14 protein-coding genes and 3 pseudogenes are annotated in these 17,590 nt (G+C 37.4%); 1 reads left to right on the top strand and 16 read right to left on the bottom strand.

Annotated elements, in window-relative coordinates; translation table 11 throughout:
* Positions 1-43: 43 nt before the first annotated feature.
* The 12 genes and pseudogenes from RGF10_RS07940 to RGF10_RS07885 all read right to left on the bottom strand — a co-directional run bounded on the left by RGF10_RS07940 (position 44) and on the right by RGF10_RS07885 (position 13,068).
* Positions 44-955: a peptidoglycan DD-metalloendopeptidase family protein gene (locus RGF10_RS07940; RefSeq protein WP_318508537.1), complete on the bottom strand. Its 912-nt coding sequence runs from the start codon at positions 953-955 to the stop codon at positions 44-46.
* Positions 956-1,097: 142 nt separating this feature from the next.
* Entirely contained in the window at positions 1,098-2,333 is a 1,236-nt protein-coding gene (locus tag RGF10_RS07935) for a hypothetical protein (RefSeq protein WP_318508536.1), read from the bottom strand.
* Positions 2,326-2,859 carry an RNA polymerase sigma factor SigX gene (sigX, locus tag RGF10_RS07930; RefSeq protein ID WP_318508535.1) on the bottom strand — a complete coding sequence of 178 codons (534 nt, stop codon included), beginning with the start codon at positions 2,857-2,859 and terminating at the stop codon, positions 2,326-2,328. The genes RGF10_RS07935 and sigX overlap by 8 nt, the downstream gene beginning before the upstream one ends.
* Before the next feature lie 213 nt (positions 2,860-3,072).
* Positions 3,073-4,863 carry an ATP-binding protein gene (locus RGF10_RS07925; protein WP_318508534.1) on the bottom strand — a complete coding sequence of 597 codons (1,791 nt, stop codon included), beginning with the start codon at positions 4,861-4,863 and terminating at the stop codon, positions 3,073-3,075.
* Complete coding sequence (locus RGF10_RS07920; RefSeq protein WP_147533830.1) at positions 4,860-5,576, bottom strand: response regulator; 717 nt, start codon at positions 5,574-5,576, stop codon at positions 4,860-4,862. The genes RGF10_RS07925 and RGF10_RS07920 overlap by 4 nt, the downstream gene beginning before the upstream one ends.
* Positions 5,577-5,875: 299 nt before the next feature.
* Positions 5,876-7,056: pseudogene (gene ccsB / locus RGF10_RS07915) on the bottom strand (c-type cytochrome biogenesis protein CcsB).
* 33 nt (positions 7,057-7,089) lie between these two features.
* The gene (locus RGF10_RS07910) at positions 7,090-8,715 is read right to left on the bottom strand and encodes a cytochrome c biogenesis protein ResB (RefSeq protein WP_318508533.1); all 1,626 of its coding nucleotides are present in this window, start codon (positions 8,713-8,715) and stop codon (positions 7,090-7,092) included.
* A gap of 19 nt (positions 8,716-8,734) precedes the next feature.
* Positions 8,735-9,259 (bottom strand): thiol-disulfide oxidoreductase ResA, encoded by a 525-nt coding sequence (gene resA / locus RGF10_RS07905; protein WP_318508532.1) that lies wholly within the window; start codon positions 9,257-9,259, stop codon positions 8,735-8,737.
* A gap of 126 nt (positions 9,260-9,385) precedes the next feature.
* Positions 9,386-10,105: a pseudouridine synthase gene (locus RGF10_RS07900; protein ID WP_318508531.1), complete on the bottom strand. Its 720-nt coding sequence runs from the start codon at positions 10,103-10,105 to the stop codon at positions 9,386-9,388.
* Between the two features lie 686 nt (positions 10,106-10,791).
* Positions 10,792-11,332 (bottom strand): annotated as a pseudogene (locus RGF10_RS07895) (spore maturation protein).
* Between the two features lies 1 nt (position 11,333).
* Positions 11,334-11,927, bottom strand: coding sequence for a nucleoside recognition domain-containing protein (locus tag RGF10_RS07890; protein WP_318508530.1), 594 nt, complete (start codon positions 11,925-11,927; stop codon positions 11,334-11,336).
* Complete coding sequence (locus tag RGF10_RS07885; protein WP_318508529.1) at positions 11,920-13,068, bottom strand: D-alanyl-D-alanine carboxypeptidase family protein; 1,149 nt, start codon at positions 13,066-13,068, stop codon at positions 11,920-11,922. Before RGF10_RS07885 ends, RGF10_RS07890 begins: the two co-directional genes overlap by 8 nt.
* 227 nt (positions 13,069-13,295) lie before the next feature.
* On the opposite strand from RGF10_RS07885, the gene RGF10_RS07880 reads away from it, so the two are divergent.
* Positions 13,296-14,851, top strand: a protein-coding gene (locus tag RGF10_RS07880; protein WP_318508528.1) for an IS3 family transposase whose coding sequence is annotated in 2 segments (ribosomal slippage) — positions 13,296-13,935 and positions 13,935-14,851 — 1,557 coding nt in all. Because the reading frame shifts where the segments join, the coding sequence is not laid out codon by codon here.
* Between the two features lie 71 nt (positions 14,852-14,922).
* Here RGF10_RS07880 and RGF10_RS07875 read toward each other — a convergent pair.
* The 4 genes and pseudogenes from RGF10_RS07875 to scpB all read right to left on the bottom strand — a co-directional run bounded on the left by RGF10_RS07875 (position 14,923) and on the right by scpB (position 17,573).
* The gene (locus tag RGF10_RS07875) at positions 14,923-15,813 is read right to left on the bottom strand and encodes a superoxide dismutase (RefSeq protein WP_318508527.1); all 891 of its coding nucleotides are present in this window, start codon (positions 15,811-15,813) and stop codon (positions 14,923-14,925) included.
* A 133-nt stretch (positions 15,814-15,946) separates the two neighbouring features.
* Positions 15,947-16,435, bottom strand: a complete 489-nt coding sequence (locus RGF10_RS07870) for a YpuI family protein (RefSeq protein WP_318508526.1) — start codon at positions 16,433-16,435, stop codon at positions 15,947-15,949.
* 30 nt (positions 16,436-16,465) lie between these two features.
* Positions 16,466-16,882 carry a hypothetical protein gene (locus RGF10_RS07865; RefSeq protein ID WP_318508525.1) on the bottom strand — a complete coding sequence of 139 codons (417 nt, stop codon included), beginning with the start codon at positions 16,880-16,882 and terminating at the stop codon, positions 16,466-16,468.
* A gap of 117 nt (positions 16,883-16,999) precedes the next feature.
* A pseudogene (gene scpB / locus RGF10_RS07860) lies at positions 17,000-17,573 on the bottom strand (SMC-Scp complex subunit ScpB).
* Between the last annotated feature and the right edge of the window lie 17 nt (positions 17,574-17,590).

The following is a 17,590-nucleotide window of genomic DNA, read 5'->3' as shown; positions in this document are numbered from 1 at the left end:
TGTTTATCACCTAAATGATATAACAGGGCTATTTTTACGGTTATTATTGAACCACTAATACCTGCTTTGGGATGATAATATCTGAGGTTAGTTGGTTCCAGCTTTTTAGGTTTTCGATTGAAGTTTTTGTTTTATGAGATATAGAAGTTAACGTATCTCCCTGTTGCACAACATATCGATGATTATTTGGAGAATCAATTGAAAGCCGTTGATTCTGCACAATTTTATCGTTATGTAGATGATTGGTTACAGATAGTGCGTTAACTGTAGTACCATACTGTTTTGCAATCGCCGAAAGCGTATCTCCTGCTTGGACAACATGAACCCTGCTTTGGTCCAAACCTACCGGCTGTTTCGCTTGTGGATTTGTGCCCACTTGAATTTCTCCATGTGTTGAACCCGAAACTTCAAGGGCATTTGACACATTCGCAGCAACTGTATTGCCCACTTTAACATCACCAAACGCAAGGATTGGATCAATCGCATTTTGTTTGTCATACGTCCATTCATTTTGATGGATTTCAAAATGCAAATGGACCCCTGATGAATCACCAGTATTCCCCATTTTCCCAATCATATCACCTTGTTTAACCATTGCACCTTCTGTTACATTACGAGATTTTAAATGGGCATACACGGTTTCAAATAGATTTTTATGTTTGATAAACACAACATTCCCATATGTGTCTGAGTAATATGACTTACTTACAACACCATCATCCACTGCAAAGATCGGTGAACCTGCTCCTCCTGCAATATCGATGCCTTTATGTACCCCTTTTCTAGTCCCAAATACATCAGTAATAACCCCATTAGATGGCCAAATCCAATTCACTGTTTGTCCTCTTATTGTTTGACCTTGCGCTGCCTCTGAATGTTTTCCTCCAAATAAAAACAAGCTGCTCGATAGCATCAGTTTTCCGGCTATCCACAGCAATTTCCTTATCCCTTGCATTCTGATCCTCCTTACTATTTTTCCCCATTGCCTCTAGTGTTCAATGAACTTACTTTTTTAAACACCTTGTTATTATTTGGAGGAGAATTGTTTTTTTATGCATGTAAAATACAAAAAGAGATTGGCTAAAGCCAACCTCTAGTTACTCCATTTCATATTTATTTGCTGCGATTGGTACCTCTATCGGCTTATTAAATGGGAACGATCCAACCTTTTCAGTTTTTGCATGTTTGAATTCGACCGTCGAAAATCCAAATTCCTTTGCAGACAATAATATGGCTTCAATCGCATAATTCATTTCAGCTGACTGCGGAACATCAGTTCGATTACTTATATATACTGTTAAATAACCGTTGGCTATAGAAATTTTTTCAAATCGTAATTCCTTTGGTATAGATGGGGCTAACCCTTGTATTGGGACCTCATTTTGCATCATTGTTAATGCATCATCAATCGTTGTAGCCGATTCATTCGCTGGTACAAATAGCGGTTGTGCATTCTTTTCTTGATAGAGGAGAAAATATGGCTTGCGGTTTATTCGCTCTGACGTAAGATCAATTTGTTTTACTATTTTTTTCTCAAAAGAGACACCTGGATGATGTGCCGTTGAGAAGGTAATTTTGTCTACATCACTTCGCCCACGAAACGCTGTTATTAAAGAATTAAAAAGTCGGGATCCTTCTGACTCTGTTACGCCGTATTGATGGTCAATCGGCAAATCTAGATTAATTGCTTTTTGTTCTAGGTCAAACGATAGTGTTCCATTTAAGGGATAATACTCACTTCCCCCCCACGTTTCCTCCGTTATTCTCGGCATGTTTTCCAGATACTGATCAAACCAGCTTTTTGATTGCTCTTTATTGACGATCAAACTGACCGGAACAATATTATCTTTATTTTTAACAGATAGCCCATAAGTAATGACCTCTTTGCCTTGAAGATCGTCTGAATATACCGCTGTTTTAGGTGTTTCACTTGCCGTCATCAATTCAAATTGTTCTGTTGACTTCGTCGTTTGCTCAGATAGATTGGTTTTATTGGCTGGTTCATTCTGAGTAGTCTGTTCAGCTCGTTCTGGGGATATCTGTTCCGTTTTCATGCTTACTTCAGCGTGGTCGTCGGTTGCATTTGATTGTAGGCTTAATTCATTTTCACGTTTATCTTCATATTTAACAAAATTTGCGTTGAATAAAACAAATAGAATAATCGCAACTAAACTTGCAAATCCTGGCACCAACCAGGTTCCTTTTTCTTTTCGCTTATTTCGCTTTTTCGATATATGTTCATAGATGTATTCGGGATTTCGATTGTCCTTTATTTTTGGCATCGTACGTAAAAGCTCTTTAAGTTGTTCTTCATTCCAATTGGACTTATTCACGCACGAATCCCTCCTTTACTTCTACATCTACCATATATTTTTTCAATGCTTTTAAGGCACGATGCTGCGTCGTTTTTACTTTTCCTTCTGACCAATTTAAAACTTTGGCTGTTTCAGCAATCGAGAGATCATGAATATAGCGCATCACTAAGACCATTCGTTGATCGATTGTACAAAGATCAAGACAACGGTACATAAGTTGAAGCTCCTCCTTTTGCAAAGCTATTTCCTCAGGAATGGGATGCTCATCCTTTAGTTGAAATGTAGTACCTTCAAACGTTTCAATTATTCTCTGTTTCCAGCCCTTTTGCTTACGGAAATGATCAATGGCTACATTCCGAGCAATCGAAAAAAGCCAGGTTTTTTCACTGCTTTTGCCTTCAAACCGATGATAGGATTTATAAACCCTTATATAAACCTCCTGAACAAGATCCTCTGCCTGTTCACGACTTCTTACCATGTAAAAAAGAAACTGGAACACATCATGATGATATTTTGTATATAAATCTACAAAAACGGAGTCCATTCAATACTTCCCTCCCCGTTCATTTTATTAGTCGGCAAATAATGATAAAAAGTTTCATCCTTTACTATAGGGTGTTAATAAAAAAAATGGAAGAAATTTTTCGACATTTCCCCTTAAAAATCCACTAAAAAAACCTATCCCAATTAGGATAGGTTCATATTATTTCATGAATTGTTTCTCGTGTATCAAGAACAATCGGCATAAAACCTCAAGTTAATCATTATTTCGCGGGAGAAAAACTGAAAATGTCGTTCCACGTCCTTGCTTACTCTGAACGGTTATTTGACCCTTATGGGCATTAATAATATTCTTAGCAATGGCTAATCCTAAGCCCGTACCAGAGCGACCTCTTGTTCTTGCCTTATCAGCCTTGTAAAAACGCTCAAAAACAAAAGGGATATCCTCATCAGGTATTCCGGATCCTGTATCAATAACTTCAACAAAATGGCCACGTTCATCACTTTTCTCCATTACAGAAACGGTGCCACCGCTGGGGGTATGTCGAATACCGTTATCAATTAAATTGGTTAACACCTGTTCAAACCGATCTGGATCAATCATAATCAGTTCCGCCTCATTTTTCATTTCAACGTTTAAGGTGATACCTTTTTCTTTTGCTAACCCTTGGAACTTCCGAATGATTCTATTAATATATGGTTGAAATTCTATCGGTTCAACACTTAATTGAATATGACCTGCTTCCATTCTCGCAAGGTCTAACAATTCATTAACCAGTCTCCCCATTCTTAATGATTCATCATAAATGACTCTTGCAAAATCTTTCTTTTCTTCATCTGTCCCCGCAATATCATCTACGATTGCTTCACTGTAACCCTGCATCATTGATATCGGTGTCCTAAGTTCATGAGAAACATTGGCAATAAAATCCTGACGGAGCTTATCAAGTCTTCTTTCCTCTGTCATATCACGGATAACCGCCACGGCTCCACGGATGAATTTATTGTTATATAACGGACTGACAATAATAACCCAAGAAAGTCCTTGGACGGAAACCTCTCCAATCTGTTCTTGCTCGGTATTAACTGCCAATTGAAATAACTCCATTACCTCTGATGGCACGGCTTCAATATTGGAACTTGATTCATTTTGATCATAATACCAATTCTGCAAAAACAGTTCTGCAGGAGGATTGGTAATAAGAATAGTCCCATCCCGATTAAAGGTTATAACCCCGTCGGCCATACTGCTTAAAATACTAGCTAGCTGCTCTTTTTCTTGGCTTAGGGCATTCATATTAAACTTTAATTGTCTACCCATCTGATTAAAAGCTGTAGCTAACTCACCAATTTCATCGTGAGAAAGGATTGGTACCTTTGTATCAAACTTTCCCCTAGCTACCTCGAATGCTGCTTCACGCATTTTTCTGAGTGGAGCTGTAATTCGTGTAGATAAGAAGAAAGCAAAGATCGTTGTTAAAATGATTGCAACTCCTGCAGCCAACAAAATAAATTTCGTTGTTGTCTGAGTAGTCTCTTGCATTACTTCTAATGGTTGATAAATGAAAACAGCGCCGTTCTCTCCAGTTTTAGTTAGAAAAGGAACACCTATTACTAGTATTTGTGAGCCATCCACATTACTCTTTGAATTATTTTCTACTGACGAAATTTGTTTAACGATGGTTTCCTCGTTAAACACTTTTGAAAAATCTTTGTCCTTCAAAATAAATGATATCGACAGTTTATCAGAAGGCTCCGTATTTGGAGAGTAGTAATAATGGTTTGCATCGTAGATGACGACTGCACTTGAGTTCTTATCCACTAATTCCATAGCAATATCCAGACCTAGTTCCTGACCAATCTCATCATGTTTCTCCAAAATATTTGAAATTTGAATCGCAGTCTTTTCCAACCCGTTTTTGGTTTGGTCTATATGATAATTATCAAAGAATTCAAGCTGCATCACTGTGAGAATGAACAATACAAATGAAACAAGGAAAAGAATAGTAAACCACAGTTTACCGACTACACTACGCCAGAACATCATTCATTGATGACCTCGAACTTATAGCCAACTCCCCATACTGTTACAATCATTCTCGCAGCTTGTTCTGAAACTTTATTTAACTTTTCGCGAAGTCGTTTTACATGGGTGTCAACTGTTCGTAAGTCTCCAAAAAATTCATAATGCCATACTTCTTTTAACAATTGCTCACGGTCGAATACTTTATCTGGTGATTTTGCAAGAAAATACAACAATTCATATTCCTTAGGAGTCAAACTGACTTCTTTGCCATCTGCAGTTACACGATGGGCATCATTATCAATGGTTAAATGAGGAAAAACGATTACATCTTTTGTTGTAGTTTCAGTTTGCAAATAACTTGTTTGAGATGAACGCCGCAATAAGGCCTTAACACGTAGAACAACCTCGCGAGGGCTAAATGGCTTGACGATATAATCATCCGTTCCAACTTCAAACCCTTGAACTCTGTTAACTTCTTCACCTTTTGCTGTCAGCATGATAACAGGAGTTGACTTTTTGTCACGTAGCTCACGACATACTTCAATCCCGTCTTTACCTGGCATCATTAAATCAAGCAGAATAACATCATAGTCATTTGCAATTGCTTTAGCGAGGGCTTCATTACCATCCTCGGCTTCATCAATTATGTATTCTTCCCGCTCTAGGTACATTTTTAATAAGCGGCGAATTCTTTCTTCATCATCAACTACTAAAATCTTTACGTCTTTGTCCATGAATTTAGTCCCCCTCGCAGATATTTTACAGAATAGGTGTCGAATTTACTGTGAATTTTCTTACATTATTGTGAACACAATAATTTCCAAATTGTGCAATAAGGATCTTTTATGAATAGAATAGTTATGTTTATTGTTTGTCAAACTACTAATAATTAAACAACCGTAAAAATTTAAAGCCTATTATGTAACAAAAAGAGCAGATTCTAAGCATACAACATCCCGAGCTGATCGTCCTTAAGAAGTTTGATATTGCGATTGTTAGAATCTACTCTAAGCATCAATTGTAATGATTAAGATTACGCATAGGAATGTAATCCAGCAATAACTAGATTTACGACAATCAGATTAAACATAATAATAAAGAAACCAACTACAGCTAGCCATGCAGATTTTTCTCCGTGCCAACCTTTTGATAATCGTAAATGTAAGAACGCAGCATAAAACAGCCAGGTAATAAGCGCCCATACTTCCTTCGGGTCCCAACCCCAAAATCTTGTCCATGCGATTTGAGCCCAAATCATCGCAAATACTAAGGCTCCAAGCGTAAATACAGGGAATCCAACAAGAACAGAGCGATAACCAATTTCGTCAACTAAATCAAGATTAATATTTTTAGTTAACGGCTGCAAAGCAGCAGAAATTCGTTTCTCAAGATTAACCGAATGAGACCATAAAGGATTAGTCCAACACCTAAAGACCAAATTACCGTATTTAATTTTTTGGCGTTGATTATTGCAGGCATTTCTACCAATGGCTCAAATGCGTCCTTTGTAACCAACTCGCCTTTATGAGGTCCCGTAAGCGCAGGGATTTCATAGGTAATCTCAGCTGGGGCATCATTTTTATCGACCCAAGTAAAGCTCGCTTCATAGTCAAGTACGCCAAAAACTGACGAAACCACCACAAAACCAACTGTGCTTACCATTCCATATAGGACAACTTCCAGCCAGAAAGTGCTTTTACTTCTTTTTGATTGATCAACCGATTTGACTAAATAAATAACTCCTGCAGCAAAGCTTATCGCTAATATGGCTTGACCAAGCGCTGCAGTTGTAACATGGATATGGAGCCAGTTACTTTGTAAAGATGGTATTAATGGTGTTATTTCACGCGAAAACATACTTGCGTAGGCAATTAATAAAAGTGCAACAGGTAAAGTAAATAACCCTAATAGTGGAGTCTTATAGACAAAATAAATAACGATAAAGGCTCCCACTAACGCCATTCCAAAGAATGTTGTAAATTCAAATAGGTTGCTAACAGGAGCATGCCCGCCTGCAATCCATCTAAGTATAAAATATCCTAATTGAGCCACAAAACCAATGATTGTAATCACAATACCTATTTTCGCCCAATTATTTGGTTTTTCCTGCTGATTTGACCCCTTTTTTTGCTTAATTGAACCCCCAAAAAATACTGTGGCTACTAAATATAAAATAAATGCAGCAAAAAGCAGATTTGCACTTGCATTAACCACAAATCTTTCCCCCTTATCCTTTGTTCTCCATCCTTATTTTTCTTGTTCTTTTTCTGATTGATCCTTTGGTTCATTAATCCCGGTATCTTTTAGGATTGATCCAATTTCACGTTTTAGCCCGAACCAGTTTTTATTTGTATGGGCAGCTACCCAAATCTCACCGTTAATCCTTTGTAACCAAATGCGACGGTGATTCCAATATGCACCTTGAACAACACCGATCATGAAAACAAGACCACCTAGAATAAGAACCCAAATGGTTAAGTCTTTACGAACTGTTAGCGCTGATACATTTTTTGTTTCAATTCCATTAAACTTCATTTTGTATTCATTATCACCAAATGGTTCAATCGTTTGCCTAATTGCAACAAAGCTTGTTTCACCCTCCGGTTTATCAGGTGTTTTCATGTTAAATACGAATGCAGGATTATTTGGAATTCTTGATTTCGTCGTTGGATCCCCATTCTCTCCAAACTCAAAATCAGGAAAATAGCTAAGAACTTCAACTTCGTACCCATTCCCAAGATCATAGGTCTGTTTCGGATTATACAAATCAATAGTTATGTTACCAAATTCCGCATTGGTCGCTTTATTGGTTAATTTAAACGACATTTTGTTTAATTCACCCATTTTAAAGTCGACCTGATAGAGTGCGAATTTTTCGAATTTTAACGGATGATTAACACGAATCTGGTAATCTTTCACCTTTTTTAACTCATGGTTTTCACCAGCTACACTGCTATCTTGTTTTTTATAAAGCGTAACATTGGATTGAAAGTTTTTGGCCATCCCTGCACTCTTATCAATCGCTGCGTTGAACACTTCATCTTCTTTTCCTTTTTCATAGGTTTCCTTAATGAATTTATTATTTTTCAAATAATATTGACCATCTGTTTCCGGAATAACCTTTGTTTCACCTTCACGAACCCATAACACTTTGTCGATATACATTCCCGGGACAAATCTTAACATACCCCCGATTAAGAAAATGATTAGCCCTACATGATTAACATATGGACCCCATCTTGAAAGCCGGCCTTTTTCAGCAAGAATATTCCCAGCTTCCTCACGTACGCGATATCGTTTTTTCCTCAAGTTTTCCTGAATCTTTTCTAAAGTTTGTTCATTTGGATCGAATTTGCTTGTACCAAACAGTCGTTGACGTTTTAAAAAACCTTCATTACGCGTAACTCGTTGTGTTTTTAAGGCTCTGTACAGTGGTACTACACGATCAAGACTGCAGATAACCAATGAAACACCAAGAGATGCAATGAGTAATAGATACCACCATGAACTAAACAGATTGTGAAAACCTAATAAATAGTACCACTTTCCAAGGATACCGTACTGGTCTTCGTAATATTCAGCTGCTGGCAAATTTGGCGGAATATACATTTCTTGCGGAAAAATCGTTCCAATACCTGATGCAATTAAGGTTAGGACGATGATCCAAATACCAACTTTAACTGAAGAAAAAAAGTTCCAAATTTTATCAATGATGGTTTTGTTATACGTCTGTGAACGCCGCGCGCTTCCCTCATAGCGCATATCTACTATTAATTCATTATTCTCCTCTTCCACAAGTACCTTCCCACATGCTTCACAAAGAATGGTACCGTGCGGATTGACGTGACCACATTCGCACTTTACTTCATTCATGTTAATTTCTCCCCACATTTTACGGTTTAATCTTTTCCATAAAATCCTTGACCATTGCTTCCGTTAACTCCCCAGTATACGTTTTAACAACATTCCCATCTTTGTCAATAAGAAATGTAACTGGCAGCGGATCCACATTATATGCATTCATAACCTGACCATCTTTATCAATGACAATTGGAAATTCAAGTTTGAATTGATCGGCAAATTTCTGTACCGCCAAATTTGACTCCCCAACATTAACGGAAAGTACTTGAACACCCTGATCTTTAAATTGAAGATATTGATTATTTATGTAGGGCATTTCTTTTTCACACGGCTTACACCATGTTCCCCAGAAATTCAAGAACACACCCTGACCTCTGTAATCTGAAAGTTGATGCTTTTCACCCTTTAGATCAACCAAGGCAAAGTCAGGAGCCTGTTTACCAATTTCGACTGTTTTATCATCGTCTTTAGTAAAATTCGCATATAATGTGTAAGCAATCGCCGCTCCCAAGACAAGCAAGATTACTGTTCGAATAACCAACCGCTGCTTTTTCATCTGTACTCCCCCTTTTTCGTACAAAAGCAATATTTTCTAAATTATAACAACATTCTCTAAATTATAGCACTTTACAACATAAGTACAGTGCTAACGAAATGGCATTTGTGACATTTTTGTGAATTTTTATTTTGTTGCCATAACTCTAATTTGCTTGACTTCATGTGGTGTAAGTTCTCGAAGGTCACCGGCTGAGAGACCTGCTAAAGTTAAAAATCCATACTGCTCTCGCTTTAATTTCATAACAGGACAGCCAATCGCTTCTAGCATTCTTCTTACCTGTCGATTCCTCCCTTCATGAATGGAAATTTCTATCACTGAAGTCTGCTTCTTTTTATCAAAAGAAAGCATTTTCACCTTAGCTGGTGCCGTTTTACCATCCTCAAGGACAATCCCTTTTTGCAACTTTTTAAGGTTTTCCTTGGTAGGAATACCCTTTGTTTTCGCTACATAAACCTTATCAATTTCATTGCTAGGATGCATAAGTAAATTTGCAAATTCCCCATCGTTCGTTAATAGTAATAAGCCAGATGTATCATAATCAAGACGGCCAATTGGGTAGACTCTTTGCTTGATCTCAGGCAGATAATCTGTAACAACCTTTCTACCTTTGTCATCAGATACACTGGAGATAACTCCTCTTGGTTTATAGAAAAGATAATAGACAGGAACTTCCCTTTCAAGCGGGATCCCTTCGACCTCGACACGGTCGTTGCTTGTGACCTTTACGCCGAGCTCTTTTACTACTTTTCCATTTACAGTTACTTTTCCATCTAAGATGATTTGTTCTGCCTTTCTCCTAGATGCAATTCCTGCATGGGCAATAACTTTTTGCAAGCGTTCCATGAAATGCCACCTCAAATAATATTTAAATCGATATCCTAAAAAATCGATTCTATTCTTATGAATTATGACATAAGTTCGTCAAATTTCAAAGTAAGCAAGCTTTTTTCTGTAGAAGAAAAAGAAAATATGTTTATCCTTGTCGAAAACAACAATAGGAACTATTAAAAAACCAAAAAAAGAACCCACATAGCATGTGAGTTTGAGACTGCAACAAAAATCAATGAAAATTGAGATTTTATTTGGAACGTTAATGGGGGTCTGTTGATTTCCGTTCCAGGCGCTTCGCTTTCCGCGGGCGGGCGGTGAGCCTCCTCGTCGCTATTGCTCCTGCGGGGTCTCACCTGTCCCACTGCTCCCGCAGGAGTCTTCGCGCCTTCCACTCCAATCAACAGAGTGGGTAAATTCAATATTGAGCTTCACATAGAAAAACTTTTAGGTAGCGGACATCTGTTCCGTTAATTTCACAAAAAGTGCTGTTTTGTTAGGCTAAGAGGACATCAGGTTCGCTATCTGATCATTATTTGGGATGATTCAGTGTTTTTTATATGAATAGGGTATCCTGTGTCCTCTTAAGGACAGCAAAAAGGTTATTTTATCAAAATAAGGACCTCTGTGTCCGTTCAATAACATATATTTGATTAGCTCAGACTAATCTAGACCTGGCGATGGCCAAGACTAACATAATATTAGTTGTTCATCCCAAAGACTAGGGCTACAACGACAATCGAGATGATGATTCCTACTAAGTCTGCCCATAGACCAACTTTAAGGGCATCGCCCATTTTTTTAACTCCTACCGCGCCAAAATAGACAGTTAATACATAAAAGGTTGTATCTGTGCTTCCCTGCAAGACAGAGGCCAACCGTCCCACAAAGGAATCAGGTCCATAGGTTGCGATTAGATCGCTTGTCATCCCTAACGCCGCGGTCCCTGAAATAGGTCGAATGATTGCGAGCGGAATAATTTCTTGGGGCACGCCAATTGCTTTAACCCAAGGACCTATTAGCCTCATCAAATAATCAAGTGCACCTGGAAGCGCGAAAAATTGAAATAGCCACTAGCATTCCTACTAAATAAGGAATGATGGAAACCGCAATTTTAATCCCTTCTTTTCCACCTTCAACAAACGTCTCATAGGTAGGGATTTTTTTAATCGTTCCATATATTAATATTGTCCCAATTAAAAGAGGAATGAGCCAGAGAGAAATCAACGAAATCATTTCCATGTTATTCTCTTCCTTTTCGACTTCTTCGTAAGTAGAAATAGCGGTCGATAATAATGGCAGCAATTGCAGAAAGCAAGGTCGTGATTAATGTTGGTCCGACAATTTCGGTTGGTGAATCCGAATGATAATTCATTCTTATTGCAATAACTGTTGTTGGAATTATCGTAATACTGGCAGTATTAATCGCAAGAAAAGTGATCATCGAGCGACTTGCATTACTTTTGTTACCGTTTAAGGTTTTTAATTGCTCCATTGCTTTAATTCCAAGTGGGGTTGCTGCATTTCCTAGCCCAAACATATTCGCCATCATATTTGATAAAATATATCCCATCGCAGGGTGATTTGGCGGTACCTCTGGAAATAATCGGACAATAAGTGGTCTGAATAATTTTGCTAACTTTGCAAGGAGACCCGACTCTTCGGCAATCCGCATCATTCCTAACCAGAAAACGAGGATACTAATTAATCCTATACAGAGTGTAACTGCTTCTTTAGCCCCATTAAATATTGCTTCATTAACTTCATTCATTGTTCCATTGACTAGAGCAAATAGAAGTCCAATGACAGTCATTCCAACCCAAATGTAATTAACCATTGGAATTTGCACCTGCAATCATCTGTAATACACTTTTAAATTGATCCCAAAATGACTCTTCCTTTTCTTGTTTATTTCGATAATAGATTGGAATTTGTTCGATCTCTTTATCCCCTAAATAAACAATTGCCTGACCAACTACATTAGGAATATTCTGTTGATTACTCCATCCAGCCTTTGGCTTAATCATTTTATACTGGACTCGAATTTCACTTTCTTCATTTGTAGTTAATGGGTATTCTACTGCAGATTTTACGTAAACCTTCTTTTTATAAACCTTATTTTTTATTGATTTAATCATCCCAGGACTTATGATTTCGGTTAAATCATAGTTCTTAAATGCATTCTCGTACATCCAAATGTGATCATTCCAATCATCACTTGCGTTTAACGTAACGGCAATAAGATCTAAATCCCCTTTTGTTGCCGTCGTTACAAGTGTTCTTTTTGCCATTTTAGTATAGCCAGTTTTACCGCCAGTGGTGTATTTATATTTTTCAGTAAGCAATCGATTTTTGTTTCTCCACACCCTGTCCCATTTTTCATTTGGATTTGCTGCACGATGAACCTTCGTACCCGAAATCTTGCCATATGTAGGATTCATCATCGCGTATTTCGTTAGAATCGCCATATCATAGGCAGTGGAGTAATGATCTTTTGAATCATCTAAGCCATGAGGGTTTGCAAAAAGTGTTTTAGTCATGCCGATTTGCTCTGCTTTTTTGTTCATTAAAAATACAAACCCCTCTAAACTCCCACCAACATGTTCAGCAATCGCAACAGCTGCATCATTACCAGACCTAAGCATTAAACCATATACAAGATCCTCGAGTTTAATCTTCTCGCCAGGTTTTAAATATATTGAGGATCCTTCAGTTCGTACTGCCCGTTCACTTACCTTCACCATATCATTCATTTTCCCTGATTCTATCGCTAAGATAGCCGTCATAATTTTGGTAATACTGGCAATCCTGCTAACTTCGAAAGCATTCTTTTGATACAAAATCCGACCAGAACTTTGCTCAATTATAACTGCGCTTTTTGCACTTACTGATCCAGAGGCTTCAGCCACAGGGGTCATATATATTGCAATGGTAGAAATCATAAAGAAAAAGAGTATAAATTTAGAAATCCTTTTCATCTGGGAAACCTCGTCTCCTTTTAGGGTTTGTACAAGTGTATGCACTGGATAAGTCATTATGACAAGAACCTAAGTGCTTTCCTCATATTGTGCCACTGCAATTTTCAGTAGTCATTTGGCTAAACTCTCCTTTTAAGAATCAAAAAAGCACACAAGATGTGATATGCTCCCCTTTAGGTAGACAGATTAAAAAATAAAAATCTGGCTATTTATAGGGGAGTTTTTTTATGTCGAAAAGATCTTACTCTGCAGAAGAGAAATACGAGATAGTAATGGCTTTAGAAGAGCATTGTTCAATGAATGAATTAGGGTCAATATACAACGTGTACCCTACAACAATTATGGAATGGAAACACAAGTATGATAAATATGGATTGGAAGGTCTAAAGGAGTCCACTACCTGGAAAAAGTATTCAAAAGAATTAAAGCTGGCCGCGATTAAAGATTGTTTGTCTGGTAAATATTCTATTCGTGAAGTAGCTAGAATGTATGATATATCAGATTCCTCTGTCCTCAGAAAATGGATTAGAAAGTATAATAGTCATAGTGAAATAAAAGATACGTCACAAGGAAGGACGAGCTCTATGACTAAAGGGAGAAAAACTACTTGGGATGAACGAGTACAAATTGTGCTTGATTGCTTAGGGAACGGAAAAGATTATCAATACACGTCTGAGACTTACGAGGTCTCTTATCAACAAGTGTATCTGTGGGTTAAAAAGTATGAAGCTGGTGGCGATGAAGCACTTAAAGATAAGCGCGGAAGGAAGAAAGAAGAAACAGAACTAACTCCAGTAGAGCTTTTCCAACTTCAGATGAAAAAGTTAGAAAGAGAAAATGAACGGTTACGTGCAGAGAATTTATTCTTAAAAAAGTTAGAGGAGATCGAAAGGAGGCGAAAATAAGTCAAATCCGATTTGAGGATAAGTATATCGCCATTCAGGAGCTTAACAAGAAAGAGACTTTAAGTATTAGTTTACTTTGTGAAATCGCGGGAATAGCACGATCCGCATACTATAAATGGCTTAATCATCCTCCTTCTCCAAGAGCAATACAAAATGAAGAAATTATCAAAGAAATGAAAATTCTCCACGAAAAAGTTGATGGCACCTTCGGTTATCGCCAAATGATGCTTCACATGAATAGAAAGTTTAATGAGAAACTGAATCATAAAAGAATCTATCGGCTAATGAAAGTGGCTGACTTACGCTCTGTTATTCGAATCAAGAAAAAACAATATAAACGCTCTACACCACAACATGTAGCAGAAAATATACTAAACCTGGAATTTACTGCGGAAAAACCAAATCAAAAATGGGTTACGGATGTTACAGAATTTAAGTATGGCCATTCAAAGAAGGCCTATTTAAGTGCGATTCGTGATCTTTGTGATGGATCAATAGTAAGTTATGTTCTAGGACATTCCAATAACAATCAACTTGTATTTAAGACGCTTGACCAAGCTAAAGTTCTATTAATTGGGGAACATCCACTTATCCATAGTGACCGTGGTTTCCAATACACCTCCAAAGGATTTAAACGTAAGATAGATGCGGCTAAGATGATACAAAGTATGTCACGAGTTGGTCGCTGTATTGATAATGGACCAATGGAATCTTTTTGGGGAACACTGAAATGTGAGAAGTATTATTTACATAAATATAAAACATTTGAGGAACTTTCTCTTGCGATAGATGAATACATCCATTTCTATAATCATGAGAGATACCAAAAACGATTAAACGGCCTTAGCCCTATGGAATATAGAGCTAAAGCCGCTTAAATCATTTTTATTATTTCCACTGTCTACTTGACAGGGGGCAGTTCAATGTGTGCTTGAGTTCTTCTATTCTATTAATAAGGCCGCCATTTTAATTGGATGGCCTCTTCAAATCGTTTCTCAACGTCCTTCCAATTCACAATCGACCACCAATTTTTTATATAATCAGCACGATTATTTTTATACTGTAAATAATAAGCATGCTCCCAAACATCAAGGACAAGCAGTGGAATCGTATCCCATTGGGTAAGATTATTATGTTTTTCAGCTTGCAACACCTCTAAATGGCGTGACCTTGGTGACCAAACTAATAGTGCCCACCCACCGCCTTCTACCTCTTTAGCTGCCTCTGAGAAATGTTTTTTAAAGGCATCAAAGCTGCCAAAATAGGATTGAATCTTGGCTAATAGTTTTCCTGTTGGCTGTCCTCCACCCGCCGGTTTCATATTATTCCAAAATATAGTGTGTAAATAGTGCCCGGAACCATGAAACGACAACTCTCTTGACCAATGCTTAACTAATGAAAAATCATGTGACTCCCGCGCTTTTTTTAACATTTTTTCAGCCTTATTTAGTCCATCAACATAAGATTGATGATGCTTATCATGATGGAGCTCCATTATTTCCTTAGAAATAATTGGTTCAAGTGCATCATAACCATATGGTAATGGTGGCAATGAGTGTCCTCCGAGAGGTACGGCAGGCTCCTTCATCCAAACATTCCCTAATTGCTGCCTCTCTGCAAAATAATGTTCCATTTCTTCATTAAGCATTTCGACTTGTTCTTGAATGTTTAACAGCTGTTGATCAGTTGGTGTACCATCCAATCCCTCCAAAACCTTCGTAAATCGATCAAGCTTTTGCCAAATGACTTCATCCTTTTCAATTTGTTCAGATTCTAAATAATTCATTAACTGCCGATTCCAGCCCATTACATCTTTTACATAGTTCTCAAACTTTGTCATTGTCTACCTCCCATTGTTTACCATCATATTAAACGTATGAATGACAAAAGAAGAAATGACAATGAAAAGCATAAAATCTTAAAAACCAATATCGAAACAAAAAAAGAGTGACCCTTTGGCCACCCTTCAATCGTTATTTTGATTGCATCATTTTTGTACGGTAATCTGTTTCATAATACTGAAGCTCTTCACGCACTCTTTGGAACTCACTTTCGAGTCCTGCAAGTAGCTTTGTCATGCTTTCAGGAGCCTCATGGCGTAGCTTGATTGAATTCTTCCAGGTATAAGCAGAGCGACTATCCTCAAACCAAACATCACTCTTTGGTGAAAAGAACTCTTCTATACACTGGTGATAGATTCGGTACAATGTTTTTTCAGCTGCTGCTTTTGGAAAGGTCTCAGTATGTAAAATCACATTACAAGAGTCTAAGCTTTCTTCACAATATACCAACAGCTTTCTGATTGTTGATAATAAAAGTTTATAATATACTGGATTACCAGGTTTTTGCTCTAATAAACCTGTAAGAGTATTTTCGTTTAAAAATTCCTCTAGCTCCGTACCTGACTTTGTTAGAAAGTACTTTACATCTTCAATTTGAGCTTTCACTATCGTATTTCCCATCCAAGTTTCCCCCCATTAAGTTGTTTGCTATTATGATTGAACAATAAATTCAAACGGAGATTGTATTTCATATCCTTGTTTTACTTCTAAAGCTTGAAAAATCTCAGGCAATTTTTCAAAGTCGATTCCTTCAAAATACGAAGCAAACTCCCTTAAGGTATTTATGTAAATTCGCTTTCGTTGATGTAGGTCAGGATTTCTTAATAAACAAGCAAGCGCAACAATATCTTTAAAGCTAATATCGCGTGAACCAGTACTAAAAATGGGATTATTGTTATATGGAGTAAATTCACTGATTTGCTCATCGAAATAACGAACATATAAAACATGCAACGTTTTTTCTTTCCCATTTTCAACATATACCACTTCACTTCGATTGAAGAAATCTTCAGAAGTATTCGATTTTTCTTTTTCCAACTCATAGCCTTTGCATTGTTTTACAAGCAAATTGCTCCCTCCTCCGAACGAATACACAGTAGCAATTAAATTTTTGAAACTTTTGGCAAAAATAATTAAATTATAATCTTATTTTACCATACTCAAAAATAAAATGTGTCAGAAAAGTTACGAATCAATGGCTTCTTGGAATTTTTCGAAAAATAAATCAGCTTCCTCTTGTACAAATTCTTCCTCAAACTTGTCTGGAAGTGGTGGTAATTCTTTTATGTTTCGTAAACCGAAATAATCCAAAAACTCTTTCGTTGTGCCATAAAGTATAGCCCGACCAGGTTCCTTCTGCTCTCCCAACTTCTTTGATTAATGCCTTTGCAACTAAGGTTTGCAGTGGACGTTCTGTTTTAACTCCACGGATCTCCTCAATTTCAATCCGTGTTATCGGCTGCTTATAGGCAATAATTGCTAAAGTTTCAAGTGCAGCTTGTGAAAGATGGCTTGTACCAGGTGCTTCGACCAGTTTTTTTAAGTACTCAGCGTTGGACTTTTTTGTTGCTAACTGAAATGTTCCAGCGAGCTGAATAACGGATATGCCTCTTTTTTTATCTTTGTTGTATTCATGTTTCATTTCCTCTAAAAGCCCAAGTGCTTCTGGTTCCATTACCTCGAGCACTTCAGCCAATTGCTTCGCAGTGAGCCCTTCATCACCTGCTGCAAATAGAAGACTTTCAACAATTCCCTTCATCTTGTTTTTATCCAATC

This window comes from Bacillus sp. T3, from assembly GCF_033449965.1.
Taxonomy (GTDB): domain Bacteria; phylum Bacillota; class Bacilli; order Bacillales; family Cytobacillaceae; genus Bacillus_BU.
Note: the sequence above shows the minus strand (reverse complement) of the source record. Positions and strands in the feature narration are given on the sequence as shown.